The 14,878-nt window shown below is 67.2% G+C and carries 23 protein-coding genes; 5 read left to right on the top strand and 18 right to left on the bottom strand.

What is annotated here, in order from left to right; all coding sequences use genetic code 11:
- Window positions 1–65: 65 nt before the first annotated feature.
- The gene (locus AB0D49_RS18390) at window positions 66–1,505 is read right to left on the bottom strand and encodes a ParB N-terminal domain-containing protein (RefSeq protein WP_362758267.1); all 1,440 of its coding nucleotides are present in this window, start codon (window positions 1,503–1,505) and stop codon (window positions 66–68) included.
- On the bottom strand, window positions 1,502–2,170 hold the full coding sequence (locus AB0D49_RS18385; RefSeq protein ID WP_362758265.1) for a ParB/RepB/Spo0J family partition protein: 669 nt from the start codon (window positions 2,168–2,170) through the stop codon (window positions 1,502–1,504). The genes AB0D49_RS18390 and AB0D49_RS18385 overlap by 4 nt, the downstream gene beginning before the upstream one ends.
- A 454-nt stretch (window positions 2,171–2,624) precedes the next feature.
- On the opposite strand from AB0D49_RS18385, the gene AB0D49_RS18380 reads away from it, so the two are divergent.
- The 5 genes from AB0D49_RS18380 to AB0D49_RS18360 all read left to right on the top strand — a co-directional run bounded on the left by AB0D49_RS18380 (window position 2,625) and on the right by AB0D49_RS18360 (window position 6,561).
- Window positions 2,625–2,885 carry a hypothetical protein gene (locus AB0D49_RS18380; RefSeq protein WP_362758263.1) on the top strand — a complete coding sequence of 87 codons (261 nt, stop codon included), beginning with the start codon at window positions 2,625–2,627 and terminating at the stop codon, window positions 2,883–2,885.
- Window positions 2,886–3,399: 514 nt separating this feature from the next.
- Window positions 3,400–4,359, top strand: a complete 960-nt coding sequence (locus tag AB0D49_RS18375; protein WP_362758261.1) for a DNA-processing protein DprA — start codon at window positions 3,400–3,402, stop codon at window positions 4,357–4,359.
- A 134-nt stretch (window positions 4,360–4,493) separates the two neighbouring features.
- Window positions 4,494–5,108 carry a phosphoribosyltransferase family protein gene (locus tag AB0D49_RS18370; protein WP_362758259.1) on the top strand — a complete coding sequence of 205 codons (615 nt, stop codon included), beginning with the start codon at window positions 4,494–4,496 and terminating at the stop codon, window positions 5,106–5,108.
- An 88-nt stretch (window positions 5,109–5,196) separates the two neighbouring features.
- Window positions 5,197–5,751: a histidine phosphatase family protein gene (locus tag AB0D49_RS18365; protein WP_362758257.1), complete on the top strand. Its 555-nt coding sequence runs from the start codon at window positions 5,197–5,199 to the stop codon at window positions 5,749–5,751.
- 174 nt (window positions 5,752–5,925) lie between these two features.
- Window positions 5,926–6,561 (top strand): hypothetical protein, encoded by a 636-nt coding sequence (locus tag AB0D49_RS18360; RefSeq protein ID WP_362758255.1) that lies wholly within the window; start codon window positions 5,926–5,928, stop codon window positions 6,559–6,561.
- 53 nt (window positions 6,562–6,614) lie between these two features.
- On the opposite strand, the gene AB0D49_RS18355 is transcribed toward AB0D49_RS18360, so the two are convergent.
- From AB0D49_RS18355 to fabG, 16 genes are all read right to left on the bottom strand, one after another.
- The gene (locus AB0D49_RS18355) at window positions 6,615–7,274 is read right to left on the bottom strand and encodes a poly-gamma-glutamate hydrolase family protein (RefSeq protein ID WP_362758253.1); all 660 of its coding nucleotides are present in this window, start codon (window positions 7,272–7,274) and stop codon (window positions 6,615–6,617) included.
- A 35-nt stretch (window positions 7,275–7,309) separates the two neighbouring features.
- Entirely contained in the window at window positions 7,310–7,576 is a 267-nt protein-coding gene (locus AB0D49_RS18350) for a hypothetical protein (RefSeq protein ID WP_362758251.1), read from the bottom strand.
- Window positions 7,577–7,807: a hypothetical protein gene (locus AB0D49_RS18345; RefSeq protein WP_362758249.1), complete on the bottom strand. Its 231-nt coding sequence runs from the start codon at window positions 7,805–7,807 to the stop codon at window positions 7,577–7,579.
- Window positions 7,808–7,964: 157 nt separating this feature from the next.
- Entirely contained in the window at window positions 7,965–8,285 is a 321-nt protein-coding gene (locus AB0D49_RS18340) for a VRR-NUC domain-containing protein (protein WP_362758247.1), read from the bottom strand.
- The gene (locus AB0D49_RS18335) at window positions 8,282–8,560 is read right to left on the bottom strand and encodes a hypothetical protein (protein WP_362758245.1); all 279 of its coding nucleotides are present in this window, start codon (window positions 8,558–8,560) and stop codon (window positions 8,282–8,284) included. Before AB0D49_RS18335 ends, AB0D49_RS18340 begins: the two co-directional genes overlap by 4 nt.
- A 205-nt stretch (window positions 8,561–8,765) precedes the next feature.
- A complete protein-coding gene (locus AB0D49_RS18330; protein ID WP_362758243.1) occupies window positions 8,766–8,957 on the bottom strand; it encodes a hypothetical protein in 192 nt (63 codons plus the stop codon).
- Between the two features lie 17 nt (window positions 8,958–8,974).
- Complete coding sequence (locus AB0D49_RS18325) at window positions 8,975–9,241, bottom strand: hypothetical protein (RefSeq protein ID WP_362758241.1); 267 nt, start codon at window positions 9,239–9,241, stop codon at window positions 8,975–8,977.
- Between the two features lie 33 nt (window positions 9,242–9,274).
- Window positions 9,275–9,517 (bottom strand): hypothetical protein, encoded by a 243-nt coding sequence (locus tag AB0D49_RS18320; RefSeq protein ID WP_362758240.1) that lies wholly within the window; start codon window positions 9,515–9,517, stop codon window positions 9,275–9,277.
- A 121-nt stretch (window positions 9,518–9,638) separates the two neighbouring features.
- The gene (locus AB0D49_RS18315) at window positions 9,639–10,361 is read right to left on the bottom strand and encodes a hypothetical protein (protein WP_362758238.1); all 723 of its coding nucleotides are present in this window, start codon (window positions 10,359–10,361) and stop codon (window positions 9,639–9,641) included.
- A gap of 4 nt (window positions 10,362–10,365) precedes the next feature.
- On the bottom strand, window positions 10,366–11,241 hold the full coding sequence (locus tag AB0D49_RS18310; protein ID WP_362758236.1) for a hypothetical protein: 876 nt from the start codon (window positions 11,239–11,241) through the stop codon (window positions 10,366–10,368).
- A gap of 29 nt (window positions 11,242–11,270) precedes the next feature.
- The gene (locus tag AB0D49_RS18305) at window positions 11,271–11,642 is read right to left on the bottom strand and encodes a hypothetical protein (RefSeq protein WP_362758234.1); all 372 of its coding nucleotides are present in this window, start codon (window positions 11,640–11,642) and stop codon (window positions 11,271–11,273) included.
- Between the two features lie 28 nt (window positions 11,643–11,670).
- Window positions 11,671–11,889: a hypothetical protein gene (locus AB0D49_RS18300; RefSeq protein ID WP_362758232.1), complete on the bottom strand. Its 219-nt coding sequence runs from the start codon at window positions 11,887–11,889 to the stop codon at window positions 11,671–11,673.
- The gene (locus AB0D49_RS18295; protein WP_362758230.1) at window positions 11,886–12,191 is read right to left on the bottom strand and encodes a hypothetical protein; all 306 of its coding nucleotides are present in this window, start codon (window positions 12,189–12,191) and stop codon (window positions 11,886–11,888) included. The genes AB0D49_RS18300 and AB0D49_RS18295 overlap by 4 nt, the downstream gene beginning before the upstream one ends.
- A gap of 112 nt (window positions 12,192–12,303) precedes the next feature.
- Window positions 12,304–13,269 (bottom strand): ParB/RepB/Spo0J family partition protein, encoded by a 966-nt coding sequence (locus AB0D49_RS18290; protein WP_362758228.1) that lies wholly within the window; start codon window positions 13,267–13,269, stop codon window positions 12,304–12,306.
- 189 nt (window positions 13,270–13,458) lie between these two features.
- Window positions 13,459–13,776, bottom strand: coding sequence for a hypothetical protein (locus tag AB0D49_RS18285; protein ID WP_362758226.1), 318 nt, complete (start codon window positions 13,774–13,776; stop codon window positions 13,459–13,461).
- 137 nt (window positions 13,777–13,913) lie between these two features.
- Window positions 13,914–14,645, bottom strand: coding sequence for a 3-oxoacyl-ACP reductase FabG (gene fabG / locus AB0D49_RS18280; RefSeq protein WP_362758224.1), 732 nt, complete (start codon window positions 14,643–14,645; stop codon window positions 13,914–13,916).
- Window positions 14,646–14,878 lie beyond the last annotated feature (233 nt).

The following is a 14,878-nucleotide window of genomic DNA, read 5'->3' as shown; positions in this document are numbered from 1 at the left end:
GGTAGCTGGCCCTGGCTTCTATATCTATGCGGACTCTTTCTGAGGCCGCCTTAAAATGCATTCCTCTACCCCTCCAACTTGGAATTCCTGCCCTCGATCAATTCTATCAAAATGTCCAGAATTCCACTGTGCTTGTTGTGTCGGAATTCGTTAGGGTAGGGCATATTGAATTCCTCCGAAAATGCCTGACGGTATTCCTCGATCGGTAGGACTCGGGGACGCTTGCAGACGGCCTTGACGGTGGCCCTGGTGGTGTCGCTGATCTGTACGTCCTCGAAGTACCGGGACAGCAGGCCGAGGAGGGACTCGGGCGTGTGGTAGCGGATCCGCTGCCATTTGCCGCGCACGAACCGCATGTCGACGTTCTCGCTGTCGAGGAAGGACAGCCGGGTGGAGTCGCGGCTGATGGAGTGCTCGGAGTTTTCGTACGCCAGCTCCCGCTCCAAGTTGCGTGTGCCGATGCAGACTTGCCCGTCCGCTGCGCAGAGCGCGTTGACGGTGGTGAGCACCCAGTGCTGGTAGTCGAGGGATGTGGTGGCGTTGATGACCGAGTCGAGGACCACCACCTCGTAGAGGCCGTTCTGCCTCAACTCGCGTTCGATCGTGCGGATCTGGCTGACGATCGTGCGGATGTCGACGGCGTACTTGCCCTTCAGGGTGCGGTAGGGCTCGTAGTCGTGGATCTTGTAGCCCTTGCCGCGGAGGTGTCGGGCGTAGTCGCCGTGCCCGGCGCCGAAGTCCACCACCCGGTGGGAGGTGGTCAGCCACGGCAGGACGAGGCGCTCCCATACTTCGGACTTGTAGCGGACCTTGTCCGCCTTGGCCTTCGAGGAGTGCTCTCGCAGCCGGTTGGGCTGCACGATGTGCTGGTTCCACACGGGCGCCTGTTCTTCGAGGCCGGTCCAGTCGTAGACGCCGTACTCGCCGGTGAGGTCCTCAACGAGCTGGCCGGCGTCGAAGGAGGCGCAGGTCCAGGCGAGGATGTCGAAGCGTTGGGCCTTGGCGACGGCCGCGTACTCGGCGTTCAGCACGATGCGGCCTTGGTCGTCGATGACTACCGACCCCCACGGTCCGTGGGCGGCGGTCATGAACCCGATCGCCTGCTGGAACGGCAGGTTCTTCGACTCCTCAACCTCGATGGTCTGCCACGGGATCCAGCACCACTGGCCGATCGGCCCGGGCTCCGCGTACACCACAGATGACTCGGTCTCGACCCGGTTGTGCAGGAGGTTGAACTTGATCTCGTCCTGCAGCCGCACCTTCTGCGGCAGGATCATCGCCGGCGTCGTCGTCTCGCCGATCGCCTTCAAGCCCTTGGTCCTCTGGTGGCCCGCGACCAGCGTTCCGTCGGCATTCAGGATCACGGGCTTCACGACCCCGTGGCGGCGTAGCGAGCCCTGCAGCCGGACGAACGACTCCTCGGACAGACGCCGCGGGTTGTAGTCCGCGGGCCGCAGCTTGGACAGCGGGTAGGCGGGGTCGAAGCGAACGTCGAGCGGGTTCACGCGACCGCTCCCTCTTCGGCACGGTGCTCCTCGTTGAGGACGTGCCAGCCGAACCCGAGGTCGGAGTCGTGGTCGCCGACGAACTGCTTGTACAGCGCGTCGAGCAACTCGACTTCGGCCTGCGTGATCCGTACACGCGTGGACGACCACTGCATGTACCCCCACTGCAGGTAGTCCACCGTCGCAGCGGCCCCTGTGTCTGCCCCATCGGTGGGGAGCTCGATGGGGGCCGGGAGTGCCGTCTCGTCCAGGAGTTGGTCGAGCTGCTCTTGGTCGTAGCCGGTGCCCTGAAGGTCGGGGAGCTCGGTGAGGATGTCCGCGAGCAGCACCGTGTCGTACCCGGCGAGATCGCTGGTTCGGTTGTCGACGATGACGATCTTCGCTGCGGCGTCGTCATGCACGTCGAGCCAGGTAACCGCGATGGTGTCCCAGCCGAGCTGCTTGGCTGCCTTGAAGGTGTGGTTGCCGGCGAGGATCTCATTCGGACGGCCAGTCAGGGTGCCGCGGTTGACGACGATCGGCCGGTACTGGCCGTTGACGGCCAGCGACTCGGCGATGGAGTCGAGATCACCAGTGCGCGGGTTGCGGTGATATGGGGCCAGTTCGTCGACCGGAACGGCCAGCTCCGCGAGCGAGGCCGGTATGCGGGTGGCGGCAGAGGACACGGGTCTCCAGCCCCACGCCCACCATCGAGCCTAGGTGATCGCCCGCGACGCCCTGCCGGACTGATCGCGGGGCGATGACGCTGAACCGGAGCTGACGTATGGATCTCGCTGCGAAGCACGCAGATCGGTGCCAAGGCACGCTGCTCCTCGCGGAGACCGCCGAGGACGCGTACGGGTGGGGGCCCTGATCGCTTCCTGTCGCATTGCGACTTCAGGACCTGATAAACCGACAGAACCCTGAAGCAGGAGGGCCGTAGATCCACAGATCTGCATGATCGGCTTGTCCTGCCCGGCTTACGTTCGGTAGCGTCTCCGACATCAAAGTGGGCCCCACCGTGCCGTGCACGGTGGGGCCCTTTTGTGTCTCCTCCCCCCGGGGAGACCTGCGTCACGCCGCCGTCTTCAGGTTCCTAGGCCAGCGAAGCGGCGGCTACACCCAGCGAAGGGAACACACATGAGCTCCAACCATGGCACACGCGACGGTGACCAGTCACCCTCCATCAGCCCCACCCCCGCCGACCGGGGTGCGGAAGCAGCCCTGGAGCCCGCGGCGCCGGTCCCGCGCCGCGGGCTGCAGATCCAGTTCGGCCACGGCCTGCACGTCGAACTCGGCGGACGCACGCTGCTTTCGGTGTACGTCTCGCCGCTGGTTGCGACGGGTGTATCTATCGCGGCCGGACTGGCCAGTTGGGGTTTCGGCCCCTGGCAGCAGTAGTCGCTTGATTCGGCTGCGGGCGGCCGGCGCCGGGCCGCCCGCAGCCGGGGCGCGCAGTTCTCAAGGGGCAGCGGCGTGACTCCAAGGCGGGCCAAGGCCGACCCTTATCGAGGACTGCCGGGCCGTGGCCATGATGATGCTTTGGATCTTGTCATGTATCGGGCTGCTGAGTCTCGCCTCTGATCGGGTGCGTCGGCTCGCGCGCATATGAAGATTTTTCGTCGTGGCCTGGATCCAGGCGGTCGACTCGATCCGCCATGCAGTCGCTGAGCTGAGGCAGGGGCGGGAAGGGCGAGTCCCAACAGATGGGGACCGTGATGAGTAGCAGTGTCCGAACAGCGCCTGATAGTCGACTGACGTCAACCTCGAATGAAGGAGCCCGCAAGCGCCGATCTTGCGACAGTTTGTCTACCTATACGCCTCCGCGCGTATAGGTCATGATGGAGGCGGTCCACAGCACAGCAGCACCACCCTTCGAACACCTTGGACCGCGAGTAGAAGGACCCCCGAGGACATGATCACAACGACGCCCCTGCAACTGGACCTGCTGGCCCTTTGCGCACTGCGAACGGACAACAGGTCCGTCGACTGGCACCTGCTGGCCAGGACGTGCCAGTCGCCTGAGGCACTCCACGTGCTCCTCGGCGGCGACATCCCTGAAGACTCCGATATCGCCAGCAAGAGCGTGACCATCTTGCGGAAGGCGCTCCCGGAGCTCGACGACGCCCGGAGCCGGGTCGCCGCCGAACTTGAGGCTGCCTCCCAGGTCGGAGCTCGCCTGGTGACTGTGCTTGATCCGGAGTATCCGGCCAACCTGCGGCTGATCCCCAACCTGCCACCGTTCTTGTTCTACCTCGGTGATCTCGACGAGCGGGATGCCCGGTCCGCTGCCGTCGTCGGCACCCGCAACGCGAGCGCAGACGGAGTACGTCGTGCCGCTCGCATGGCAGCCGGTCTGGTGGAAAACGACGTTGTGGTGTTCAGCGGTCTGGCCAAGGGCATCGACACTGCCGCGCACACGGCAACGTTGGAAGCCGGTGGCCGCACCGTGGCGGTGATGGGCACAGGCATTGCCGCGAAGGTCTACCCAGCCCAAAACAAGCAGTTGGCCGCACGCATCCTCGACCAGGGCGGCGCGCTCCTGTCCCAGTTCTGGCCCACCTCCGGACCGGCGACTTGGACGTTCCCACGCCGAAACGTCGTCATGTCCGGATGCACGATCGGCAGCATCGTCATCGAGGCGTCCTCCACCTCCGGCGCCAAGATGCAGGCGCGCCTCGCGGCCGAGCACGGCAAGCACGTCTTCCTCATCCGTTCCCTGGCCACCAATGAGCCGTGGGCCGCGAAGATGGTCACCGAAGGGCGAGCGGTGGAAGTCGTCGAACTCGACGATGTTCTCTCCCGCCTCGGCAGCGCAGCGCGAGTCCAGCAAGCCGGCCAACAGCGGCTCCAACTCGCGCTGGAGGGCCTGTGACGGGAACCTCTGGCCTGCCCCGGCCACTGGGGTTCCCCAACTGCAGCCGATGCGCCTACCGCATCAACGGAACTCCCGCCGTGTGCGCGGAATGTGCCGCGGCAACCATGCGCCCTCTGGCAGAGCATCACTGTGTGGTCTGCAGCCAGAGCCTGGATGCCCCGGACGCCATATGCCGGAACAAGATCTGCCGCTGGAGCCCGGAGAAGCGTTACTTCACCCGAGTCGATGCCCTTGCCCTGTTCACTCACCCTCTGGAACAACCGATCAAGAGGTTCAAGTACGACGGCCGCAAGGGGTGGAGCAAGGTCTTCGGTCGGCTCATCGTCGGATGGCTTGAGGAGAACCGCAGACAGGTCGCCGACATCGACCTCATCATCGGAAACCCCACAGCACCTGACCGCGTGCCGCTCCAGCACATCGAAAAGATCATGGAGTCCGCCTACACGGAAGACACACTGGACCGGTGGCCCATCGCCGCCCCCGACAGGCCCGTGGCGACCAAGAAATACGAGACGAAGAAGTCGGCCAGCGGCGGCGCTCAGTGGGCGGACAAACTGCACGCCGCAGAGGAGCACGCCAAGGCACTGAGGTTCCACAGGAGCGTGGAGGGCAAACGCATCCTGCTCGTTGACGACGTGTTCACAACAGGCGCCACATTCCACACCGTTTGTAAGCGACTCATCACCGAGGGGAAGGCTGCCGAGGTGCGTGGCCTGGTCCTCGCCCGCGTCCCGTTCGGCTCGTGAGAATCCGCCGAATCCTCACTGCCTGACCAGGAGTTGAGCCGGCCATATTCCAGTGGCGCCCGCTGCGGGCCGTGCGCCACGCTCCACTGTGACCATCTTCTATCTGGTGCAGCACGCGGAGAAGGAGCGCCAACTCGGCGATCCGGGCTTGACTCTCCTCGGACGTCAGCAGGCGGCCCGAACAGCGAAGCATCTGCAGGACGTCGGGATTGGCGCCTTGATCAGTAGCCCTCTGAGGCGAGCTCGCGAGACGGCAGAGTTCATCGCGGTCGCGTGCGGACTCGCGGTCCGGATGGATACCCGGCTGCGGGAGCGGATGAACTGGAGCGATGACGAACCACTTGAGGAGTTCCTGGCCGACTGGGCTGCAACGGTACAAGATCGGGATTATGTTCCCAGGTCCGGGGATTCCTCACGTCAGGCCGGCGACCGGGTCCTCGCGTGCTTGACCGACCTGGCTGGCGAACCAGGGCCGGTCGCAGTTGTCACTCACGGCGGCGTCACCGTAGACCTCCTTCGTACGCTGCTCGGCGACGACGCGCTGACGGAGGACCTGCTGTACGGCGGGATCCCAACTTGCGCGATCACCACGCTCGACGGTACGGCTGTCGTTGAAATCGCCGCGCAGGCACACCTTTCATAACGCTGCAGCGCCATGGGCTCGCCTACCGTGACCAGCAATCGCAGGGTGGGCATGCACATGAGCGAGGCAGGGCAGAAGTCGACCGAGGCCAGCCCCCGGAAAAGGGAAGCTGCCTGACACGAGTCCCCAGAGCGGGGCACACGAAGAGATCCGAGAGCCAAAGAGGGAGCCACCGTGGACTTCGTCGGAGAGGTGATCCGGCTGACCCCGCTGGACGACCGCCGTCATCTCATCGACCGCGGCCCGCTAGTGCTGGCCGACATGAAGATCGCGCTGGAGACCGAGCCCGATTCGCGGCAGCAGGTCGCCGAGCGGTGGGGAATCGACCAGGCGGACGACCATCCCGAGGAGTGGCTGGACGTCGACGTGGACGTTACTGAGCTGGGGAAGGAAGCCCCGAGCGCGGCCGTCCTGAGTGGCCTGGTGGTGGCCGCCACCCGTACGTCCAAGGCGGCGGTCGAGGTGTGGGGCCCTGCGACGGCCGATAAGACGTGGCCCTACCTCGTGATGCCGTGGGTGGACTTCGAGACCATGGGGGCCTGCGCGTCGGGCCGCGACGGCCGTGTGAGCTTCGGAGGGTTTCTGTTCGACCGCGACTGGGGGTGGCACTTCGATCCGCCCACCGAATCGAACGGGCTTCAGGTGCCCTTCACGCCGCTCCTCGAAGTCCCGGCCGGCACCTTGTGGGCGACCGGGTTCACTGATGTCCCTCCGCCAGGCGCCACGCCGCGCAGTGAATGGGAGGGGATCATCGAGCGGTCCGAGTGGAAGGGCTACATTCCCGGGCGTCCTCCCGTCGCGAGTCGCTGACTGGAGTTCGCTCCGTGGATCTCTCGGGCGTCCGGCGTGATCCCCGGAACAAGTCAGGCGCGAAGCCGCCGGTAGGCGACCTGTACGGCTTCGATGTAGCGGCTGAATTCCTCTGTGGTGTGCTGCCGGTTGGCGGCGCTCGTGTCGCCGTCGCGGAAGAAGGCTGCACGCTGCGCGGTCGACAGCTCTAGCTGGACGCCGTACCCGGAGAGGTTTCGGTTGCAGATGTTCGTCGGGTTGCGTCCTGCGCGCTCGGCGGCGGCGTCGATGACGGTGAAGCCCGCGTGCTGAAGTGATCGCTTGACCCACAGCTTGAGCTGCTCATCGAGACCTCCGACTTCGGTGATCTTGGTGGTGCTGTGGAATCCGTGCCAGGACACGGTGCGCACCATGCTGTTCTGCAGGGCGACGCAGCGGGGCTCGTCGAAGTGGCTTGAGGTGATGTGCAGGACTCGGTTAGTGGAGGTCCTTTTCCTGCCGCGGAACGAGTAGTAGTTGTGGCTGTCTCCTGCGGCAGCGTTCGCGGCCTCGGTGGTGCCGACTTCGATGCCTCCGCCGTGGATGGCTATGTGGGCCAGGTCGGAGCCTGGGGCGGGGCGCAGCTCTCTGGTCCAGTCGACTCCTTCGGTTTCGTGGGCTGCGAGTTCGGCGAAGTCGTCGTACGTGTCGTGGGCTGCGGTGAGGTCTGCTCCGTCGAGCAGGACGCTGTCCATGGCGTTGGCTCCGGAGGTGGTGGCGCTGGCGGAGGCTACTGCCGGGTGGTGCTGATGTAGCAGGCGTAGACGCTGGCGGTGCCGTCGTCGGCGAGGCGGGCGGTGGCATCGAATGCGCCGGCCGGGCGGAAGGCGCTGTGACGGCCGGTCCGGATGCGGTACGCGAGGTTGGTGGCCCTGTTCAGGTTGCCGAGGTTCTCGATGTGCGCCCACTCGTCCGGGTGTTCGCGGAGGGCCTGAGCGGTTTCGTACGCCTCCTGGCTGCGGGTTGGGGCAGGCAGGGGTTCGAAGCGGGCGTGCATTCAGCGGTCTCCGGCGGTCGGCAGGGCGGCCTCGGCGAGTTCCCGGATGCGGGCTGCTGTGCGCCACTGGTCGTCGGAGAGGTGTTCGCACAGATCGTTGGCCAGGCGGGCGACTTCGGCGAGGACGAGATCGGTGCCGGTGTCTGGCGTGGGGGTGCTCTGCTCGCGGTCCGGGCCGAGGGGCTCGGGGGGTGCCGTCGTGTGGTTGGTCGCGCGAGCAGAGTGGTTCATGGCGGATGTTCCCTGGGTGGTTAGCGGTTGTTGCAGCGGCAGGTGTTGGTGATGGGGTTGAACCAACTGTCGCAGGAGTTGCACCACGTGGCTCCGGGCATCGGAGGAATCTCGGAGTGCTGCTTGGTGCGATCGTGCACGAGGTCTGTTTCCTTTGTCAGAAGTTGTTGGGGAGTTGGGCGCGGGGGCCGTCGGGGGCGAGGACGTTCACGATGTGGTCGAGGTCCTTGGGCCGCCACAGTGCGGTTTCGAGGCCGCAGTCGGCGAGGTGCTTGAGCCAGTCGCGCTGGGCGGGGCGTATTCGTCCGGTGTCGGACTTGAACTCGGCGAAGATGATGCGTTTGGCCTTGGGGTGTCCGTAGACCTCGTCGGGCCATCCGGCGTCACTGCGCTGCGAGTTGTGCGTGTGGTACGTGAGTGTCCAGCCGCGGAGGGCTGCGATCTTGCGGACATGCCGGCGGAACTGTTCCTCGGTCACGCGGCCCGCCTGCGGCACGGGACGTCGGCCTCCAGGAGGGCGGCGAGGTGCGCGGCGGCGTCCGGGTCCGGTCGCGGCTGGCGCCGGACGGCGGGTGTGGCCGGGAGCGCGGGTCGGCGGTGGCGTTCCTTGAGGAGTTCGGGCAGCGGGCGCTTCGTTTCCTCCCACAGGATCTCCTGCAGGGAGCGGCCGTATCGCTCCAGGATGAGGGCCTCGTACAGGGCGTCGTCGTGGCTCGTGTGCTGGATGTCGTGGTGGTTGTTCAGGGCAGGCATGTTGGTTGCTCCATGGGTTGGCCGGGACCCGCAGGGGGGTGCGGGTCCCGGCCGGAGGGGTGGCTCGTATCTGACGAGCCGTTCCGGGCGGGCGGGGCGCGGGGGGTCGCTGCCCGTCCGGAGGTATGGGTGGATGGTCGGGCCGTGCCAGGGCCTGACATCACTCAGAACCTAACACAAAGATGTGCACTGACCTATTTCTGGGTCAGTCCGCGATGGCGAGTTCATCGGGCTCGTACGGGAGGGGCTTGGGTGCGCCGGGCCACTGCACCATCACGAGCCGCTGTCCGCTGATGGGGTCGGTGGCGTGTCCGCGCACTTCACCAAAGGGCCGGAGCATGCCCTTGGGAGTCGGCCGGGCGAGCGTCACGCCTGTGTGCTTCTCGAAGTCTTCCATGCTGGTCTCCTGGCTGGTCAGGTAAGGGAGTTGCGGGCGATGAGGGTGAGTGCGTGGCCCCACTGTTCGGTGACGGGTTCATCGAAGGTGAAGCCTGAGCCGGGGGCTTCGAGTTCGGCGACCCGCCAGTCCGTGCAGGTGCCGGCGGGCGGGTGCTCGAAGTGCTGGATGGTGTCGTCGTGCAGGGTGATGGCGAGGCGGATTGTGCCGCTGGGGCTGAGGGTCGCGCTGGTCTTGCCGCTTGCGGCCAGGGCTTCCGCGGTGAGCGAGTCTCCGAAGATCACTAAGTCTCCATTTGGGTAGTGGCCTATTTTTGGTCAGGCGAGGGCTGCGAAGCCTTCGCATACGGGGCAGGTGTCGCCCGTGCCGGGGCTGGTGCCGTCGCTGCACGCGGGGCAGGGCAGGTATCGGCCGGTCCCGTGACAGGTGTCGCACTCGCGGTTGCGCTCGTACGGCCCGTGCAAGTAGGTGATGGTGCCGCCACCCTCGCACCCGTCGCATTCCGGGGCGTGAGTGCCGGTGACAGTGATCGCGTCGATGATTGCCGGAGTGGCGAACACCCGCTCCTCCTTTGATGGTTGGGCCGGTGTGGGCTACCCCCTCACCTCTTGGGTTAATTCTACTATCCATGGTGGGGATGTCCACTCCCCGCAAATGATCTCCGCCACGCCCGTCGCGGTGCTACGCGGCGAACAGGCCCTCCTGCACGGGCACTGCCTGCGGCTCGGGATCGGCGCCCAGATGCTCGATGTGCTCGGCGAGCGTCCAGCCGAGCCATCGCCACTGGGGGAGAAGCGGCCTCGGCGCAGGGCCGCTGCCGCCGCACACCAGGGAGGTAACGCCTGCCGCGCGGGCCGCGTTCACGACGGGCGTGCGCTCCAGGATCAACAGGTGCGGTCTGACGCGGTGGACGGTGGTGTCGTCCAGCCACACCTCGCAGTACGACCTGTCCAGATGCGTGAGCATCGCCAGACGGTGAATGTCACCCCAGGCCGGGTGCAGGCCACCGGGTTTGACCCACAGCCAGGTGCCCGGACGGATGTCTCCGGGCCCGCTCGGCGTGTGAGCGTACGGAGGGCGCTGGCGGCGCCTGCGTCTCGGCGGGTCCGGTCGGGGCGGCGGGTAATGCGGGTGCGCCTGGTGGTACTGGTGCAGCTCTTCGGCGAGCGCGGCCATCTGGTCAGCGTGGCTGTAGCAGCGGGGGCCGGTGTGCCAGCGGCGCGGATTGCTCTTCTCCCAGTACATCGGCGAGCCGCACTGGCATCGGCCTGCGGTGAGGTACTGCTCGGCTGTCTCGCACGGCCAGGTGCCGGTGCAGGTTCGGCATGTCCACGGTGTGGAGGCCGAGTTCGGCAGATGAGCGTCCGGCAGGAAGAACGGCCGCGGCGGGGTGTACGTCGCCACGGTGTCAGTCCCCGATCTGCGCGGCCAGGGCGGCGGCCGCGTTCTGGATCTGCCCGGCCGCCCAGGAGGATCCGCTGAACTCCAGGCGGGCGAGGACCTCTCCGCCATCCGCCAAGGTGACGCTGCACGCGCCCCAGTTCACCTGGAGCTGCAGGTACCGGCCACCGCTGTGGTCCTGCGGGAGGCGAAGCTGCGACCAGCCCAGTGCCGTCGCATCGTCCTCGGCGCGCTCGGGGGTGTGGTGGCCGACCGAGTTGAGCAGTGTCTCGTCGTGGCGGCATCGGCTGTAGCAGATGAGCAGAGCTGCCCGCGTACCGTTCACGAAGAAGGCGTGACGAGTGGAGGTCTGGCGGGCCCTGGTGCGGACCTCGACGTGCGGCGCCGCCGCGTGCACGGTGCGGTGAAGCCAGAACCCGTCACCGAGCTCGTCCCGGTGCCGGCGGCCGAGCTCCCAGCCCTTGACGTGCAGGATGCGCCGCCAGGTCCATTTCTGTCCGTTGCTGCGGTACCGCGGGTCTTCTGGCTGGTCGGTCATCCACAGTGTGGTGACCGGCGTGGCGTTGAACGATGCGTCCGGGTTGACGGTCGTGTCGATGCGGACCAGGACGCGCGGGCTGTTGAAGGTGATCTGCTCGGTGGAGCTGCCCAGTTCGGTCAGCACGGGGCAGGTCTCGCAGTCCGGCTTGCGCTGAATGCAGGGCCCGAAGCCGCCCCACCGGGCACGGCGGGTGTCGTAGCTCTCGAAGAGCGTCGGGTACGAGGTGGGCATCAGGGCGCACTGCGGGCCGCCCGCCCCGATGTGGGCGTTCAGGGTGAGGCGGTTGAATCCCTTGCCGTCGGCGGGTCGTGTCGGTGCAGGCGCAGGCAGGTAGATCGGCATGAAAGCTCCTGTGGTGACGGGGGTTGAGATCAGAAGGCGTTCTGCTCGCCTGGTGCTGCATTGCCCTTGACAGAGTGGAAGGCGAGGAGGGCGACGAGCGTGCGGTCGGCCCCGCTGCCGGGGCGTTCCGCATAGAGCCGTCCCACGATGAACTCCTGCTCCAGGTGGCGTTCGAGATGGAGGAGCCAGCCTGCGACCGCGGTGATGGTGCTGTGCTGGGGCGTATGGGCGTTGGGCTCCTCCGCGCCGTGCCAGGTCAGGATCACGGCTGGAATGTCGTCCAGCAGAGTGGGTTGGGCGCGCCAGCCCGGGCGGTCCTTGTCCGGCGAATGGGACCTTATGTGGCGGCGGTGCAGGGCGCTTCGGACATCGCTGAGCAGCGCCTCGGTGCTCGTGCTCACAGGCTTACTCCTTGCAGGGGTGCGGGTGTCAGAACAGTTCTTCTTGACCGGCGACGTCGCCCGGCTGCTCGCGGCCGGACCGATGCGGGCCGGGATCAGGGACGGTGTCGCCGAAGAGGGCGGCGGTGCCGAACCGGTCGGGTACGGCAGCGATCCGAGCGGGGCCCGCCGGTACGGGAAGTTCGTTGGGGGCCGCTGCGTCGAAGTCGGCGCGGCCCATGACGGTCCAGTCCCGGCGGGTGGTCACTTGCTCTCCTTGTGAGGCTGGGCGGTCCCGGAGGCTTCGAGGACGGCGTCCGCCCAGTCCCGTACGAGCGCGGTCCCGGCCCGGCCTGCCGCCTCACCCGGGGTGTGGCCGTCCTCGAGGGCCTTCAAGTAGCGGGCCGCGGTGACCTCCAGAGCGTTGGACGACGTGAAGGTCCGCATGAGGCGATCGATGTTCGTGCCGTGCATGTGGTTGAGGGCCCTCGCGGCGAAGGCGACGATCATGCCGACGTCGTTGCCGAGCTGCTCGGCCTGGGCGGGGCTGAGGGGCGCGCTGTAGCGCATGACGAACCTGCTCCTGTGCAGTGACGGGGTTTCGGGAAAGAAGCGGCGCGGAATTGTGGCCGCGCCGGCCGGGGTGCGGACGCGGTCGCCCGCACCCCCGGAGGTGAGCCGGTCAGGCCGCGACAGGCTCCCGCTCGTCGGCGGCGTCCGCCTGTTCGGTGCTGTGGTCGGCCTCGGCCTCCGGGTTGACCGTGACGAGCTGGCGGGCCTCGGCGTGCGCCTTGGCCTGCTTGAGCTGGAAGCGGGCCCGGGTCAGCGACTCGGCGACCCGGTCGAGCTGCTCCAGGCGTGCCCCGACCTGCGTCTCGAGAGTCTCGGCGAGCTTCAGCGGCTCAGTCTTGCCGATCTCGTCGAGCAGCGCCCGCACCTGCTCGATCTTGTCGAGCGTGCTGCGGGTCTTCTTCTGCGCTGCCGCGCGCTCGGTGCGCTGCTCCTCGGTCATCTCCTCGACGACCATGAGGACGGCCTGATCCTGCTGCTGCTTCATCGCGTAGGCGAAGTGCACGATCTCGTTGTCCGAGGCGAACTCGCCGCGTACGAACTTGCTGAGGACGGAGCCTTGGTTGGCGAGGTTGAGGGCGGCGATCTGTACGGCTGCCTGCGTGCCGATCTTCCCGTCCTGTACGAGCTCCTGGACCTCTATGCGCAGGTCCAGCAGTGCGAGGCGCAGCTTCACGTAGGTGGTGGTCTTCGCGAAGTCGGCGGCCACGGACTCGATGGTCGCGCCTTCCTCCTCGTCAAGGATGCGCTGGTAGCCGTGGGCCTCCTCGAACGGCGTCATGTCCTCGCGGGTGACGTTCTCCGACATGGACCGCTTGAACCGCTGGAGTTCGTTCTTCTCGGAGGTGATGTTGGCGCGGATCTTGGTGCGGCCGAGGATCTGGTGGGCGCGGAAGCGGCGCTCGCCGGAGACGATCTCGTAGCCGCCCTTCTCGTTGTCGGGGCGGACCTCGATGGCCTGCATGAGGCCGTAGGTGTCGATCGAGGTGGCCAGCTCGTTCAGCGCGTCCTCGCTGAAGTACTCGCGCGGCTGGCGCGGGTTGCGGTGGACCTGGCTCATCTTGAGGACGCGCTGCATTTCGGGCTCCAAGTGGTGCTGGTGAGGTTTCTTTCTCCCTCATCTCTTGAGTTAATTCTACTATCCATAGAGGGGGTGTCCACTCCCGGAATCCCACGCCAACGTGACCTCGACCACGCCCTCAAAGGGGCTCTGACATGCGGAAACACTGGCGGGCGCCGAGGAGATCTCGGCGCCCGTCAGCGTCACCTACAACTGCTCGTCCGCATGCTTGCGCCAGGCCCGCACCTGCGGCGGCGCCCCCGAGATGGGAACGGTGAAGCACTCCTTGCGGATCGGGCAGGCCCTGCACACCCGCGCCGCCGCCCGCTCGCCGCCCGGCCCCTCAAGCTCCGTCCGACCGTGCTCAGTGCACAGGGCCGCCGACCATGCCACGGGCCGGGCCAGCGCATCGCGCCGGTCCGCGAGTCCGGCCAGCGCGGCCATGCGGTCCGCATCGCGGCCGCGGCCCGACCCCGCCCGGGCAGGCTGCGCGGCCAGCGTCAGAATGCGGTCAACGTCGATCACCCCTGCCCCCTCGTCCCGGCAGTGCGTAGACCGGCTGCCCCTTTCCGGCCTTGTGCGCAGCGCCGCCGTCCCGCGTTACAACCTCGCCTCCGTCTTCCCCCGCAGCCCCAGGCGGGCTGCCTCGATACGGTCACCTGTTAGTGCCCCATTCCCGCGCCACCGTCGACCGGGATCACCGCACCGGTGATGTAGGAGCCCTCGTCGATGAGGAACCGCACGGTGCGCGCGATCTCCTCGGGCTGCCCGAGGCGGCCGAGCGGGATCTGCCCAAGCAGTGCCTTGACGCGGTCCTCCGGCAGAGCGGCGGCCATGTCCGTGGCGGTCAGCCCCGGCGCGACGACGTTCGCGGTGATGCTGCGCGAGCCGTACTCGCGGGCGATGGACCGGGCCAGTCCGATCAGCCCGGCCTTGGAGGCGGCGTAGTTGGTCTGCCCGGCCTCCCCGTGCATCGCGGTCGCCGACGAAATGAACACCATCCGGCCTCCCTTGGCGCGCAGCATCCCCGGCAGCGCGCGCTTGGCGACCCGGTAGGCGGCGGTCAGGTTCGCATCGAGGACCGCGGTGAAGTCGTCCTCGCTCATGCGGGCGAGCAGCCCGTCCCGGGTGATCCCCGCGTTGGAGACGAGGGAGGTGACCGGGCCGTGCTCGGCCTCGGCCTGCTTGAACGCCACGTCGACCTGCTCAGGGTCGGTCACGTCACATCGCACGGCAAGGAAGCGACCCCCGGTGTGCTCCTGGCCCGGAAGGTAGGAATGGGCGGGCGGCTCACCGGAGCGGTAGGTGACGGTCACGTTGTGGCCGGCCTGGGCAAGCTCGGTGGCTATGGCGTAGCCGATGCCTCGGTTGCCGCCGGTGATGAAGACGCTCATGCCTGACACCTCTGGGATCGTCGTCGATGCAATGTCCGCCCACGGCTCGTCGCCCGGTGGGGCGGAGGTCGGAGGCGAGAGGGCCGTCGAGGAAGGTGACCTCGGCGGCGGTGCCACACATTGCCCGGATTCCATCCCGCTAGGCCGGTTCTGGGCGTGCCGGTACCCGCACAACCGGCACTGCGAGTACGGGTTATCGCCCATCCGGGGCGTCGGAATGTCTGGAATGGATG

The organism is Streptomyces sp. NPDC048290, from assembly GCF_040652095.1.
In the GTDB taxonomy this organism is placed as follows: domain Bacteria; phylum Actinomycetota; class Actinomycetes; order Streptomycetales; family Streptomycetaceae; genus Streptomyces.
The sequence above is the reverse complement of the archived record's forward strand: the minus strand, read 5'-3'. Positions and strand labels throughout refer to the sequence as shown.

Bases quoted from the DNA above. Each gene is read 5' to 3' on its own strand.
- AB0D49_RS18380 (WP_362758263.1), top strand. From the start codon at position 2,625: ATGAGCTCCAACCATGGCACACGCGACGGTGACCAGTCACCCTCCATC.
- AB0D49_RS18375 (WP_362758261.1), top strand. From the start codon at position 3,400: ATGATCACAACGACGCCCCTGCAACTGGACCTGCTGGCCCTTTGCGCA.
- AB0D49_RS18355 (WP_362758253.1), bottom strand. From the start codon at position 7,274: ATGGACAGCGTCCTGCTCGACGGAGCAGACCTCACCGCAGCCCACGAC.
- AB0D49_RS18350 (WP_362758251.1), bottom strand. From the start codon at position 7,576: ATGCACGCCCGCTTCGAACCCCTGCCTGCCCCAACCCGCAGCCAGGAG.
- AB0D49_RS18345 (WP_362758249.1), bottom strand. From the start codon at position 7,807: ATGAACCACTCTGCTCGCGCGACCAACCACACGACGGCACCCCCCGAG.
- AB0D49_RS18335 (WP_362758245.1), bottom strand. From the start codon at position 8,560: ATGCCTGCCCTGAACAACCACCACGACATCCAGCACACGAGCCACGAC.
- AB0D49_RS18330 (WP_362758243.1), bottom strand. From the start codon at position 8,957: ATGGAAGACTTCGAGAAGCACACAGGCGTGACGCTCGCCCGGCCGACT.
- AB0D49_RS18310 (WP_362758236.1), bottom strand. From the start codon at position 11,241: ATGCCGATCTACCTGCCTGCGCCTGCACCGACACGACCCGCCGACGGC.
- AB0D49_RS18295 (WP_362758230.1), bottom strand. From the start codon at position 12,191: ATGCGCTACAGCGCGCCCCTCAGCCCCGCCCAGGCCGAGCAGCTCGGC.
- AB0D49_RS18290 (WP_362758228.1), bottom strand. From the start codon at position 13,269: ATGCAGCGCGTCCTCAAGATGAGCCAGGTCCACCGCAACCCGCGCCAG.
- fabG (WP_362758224.1), bottom strand. From the start codon at position 14,645: ATGAGCGTCTTCATCACCGGCGGCAACCGAGGCATCGGCTACGCCATA.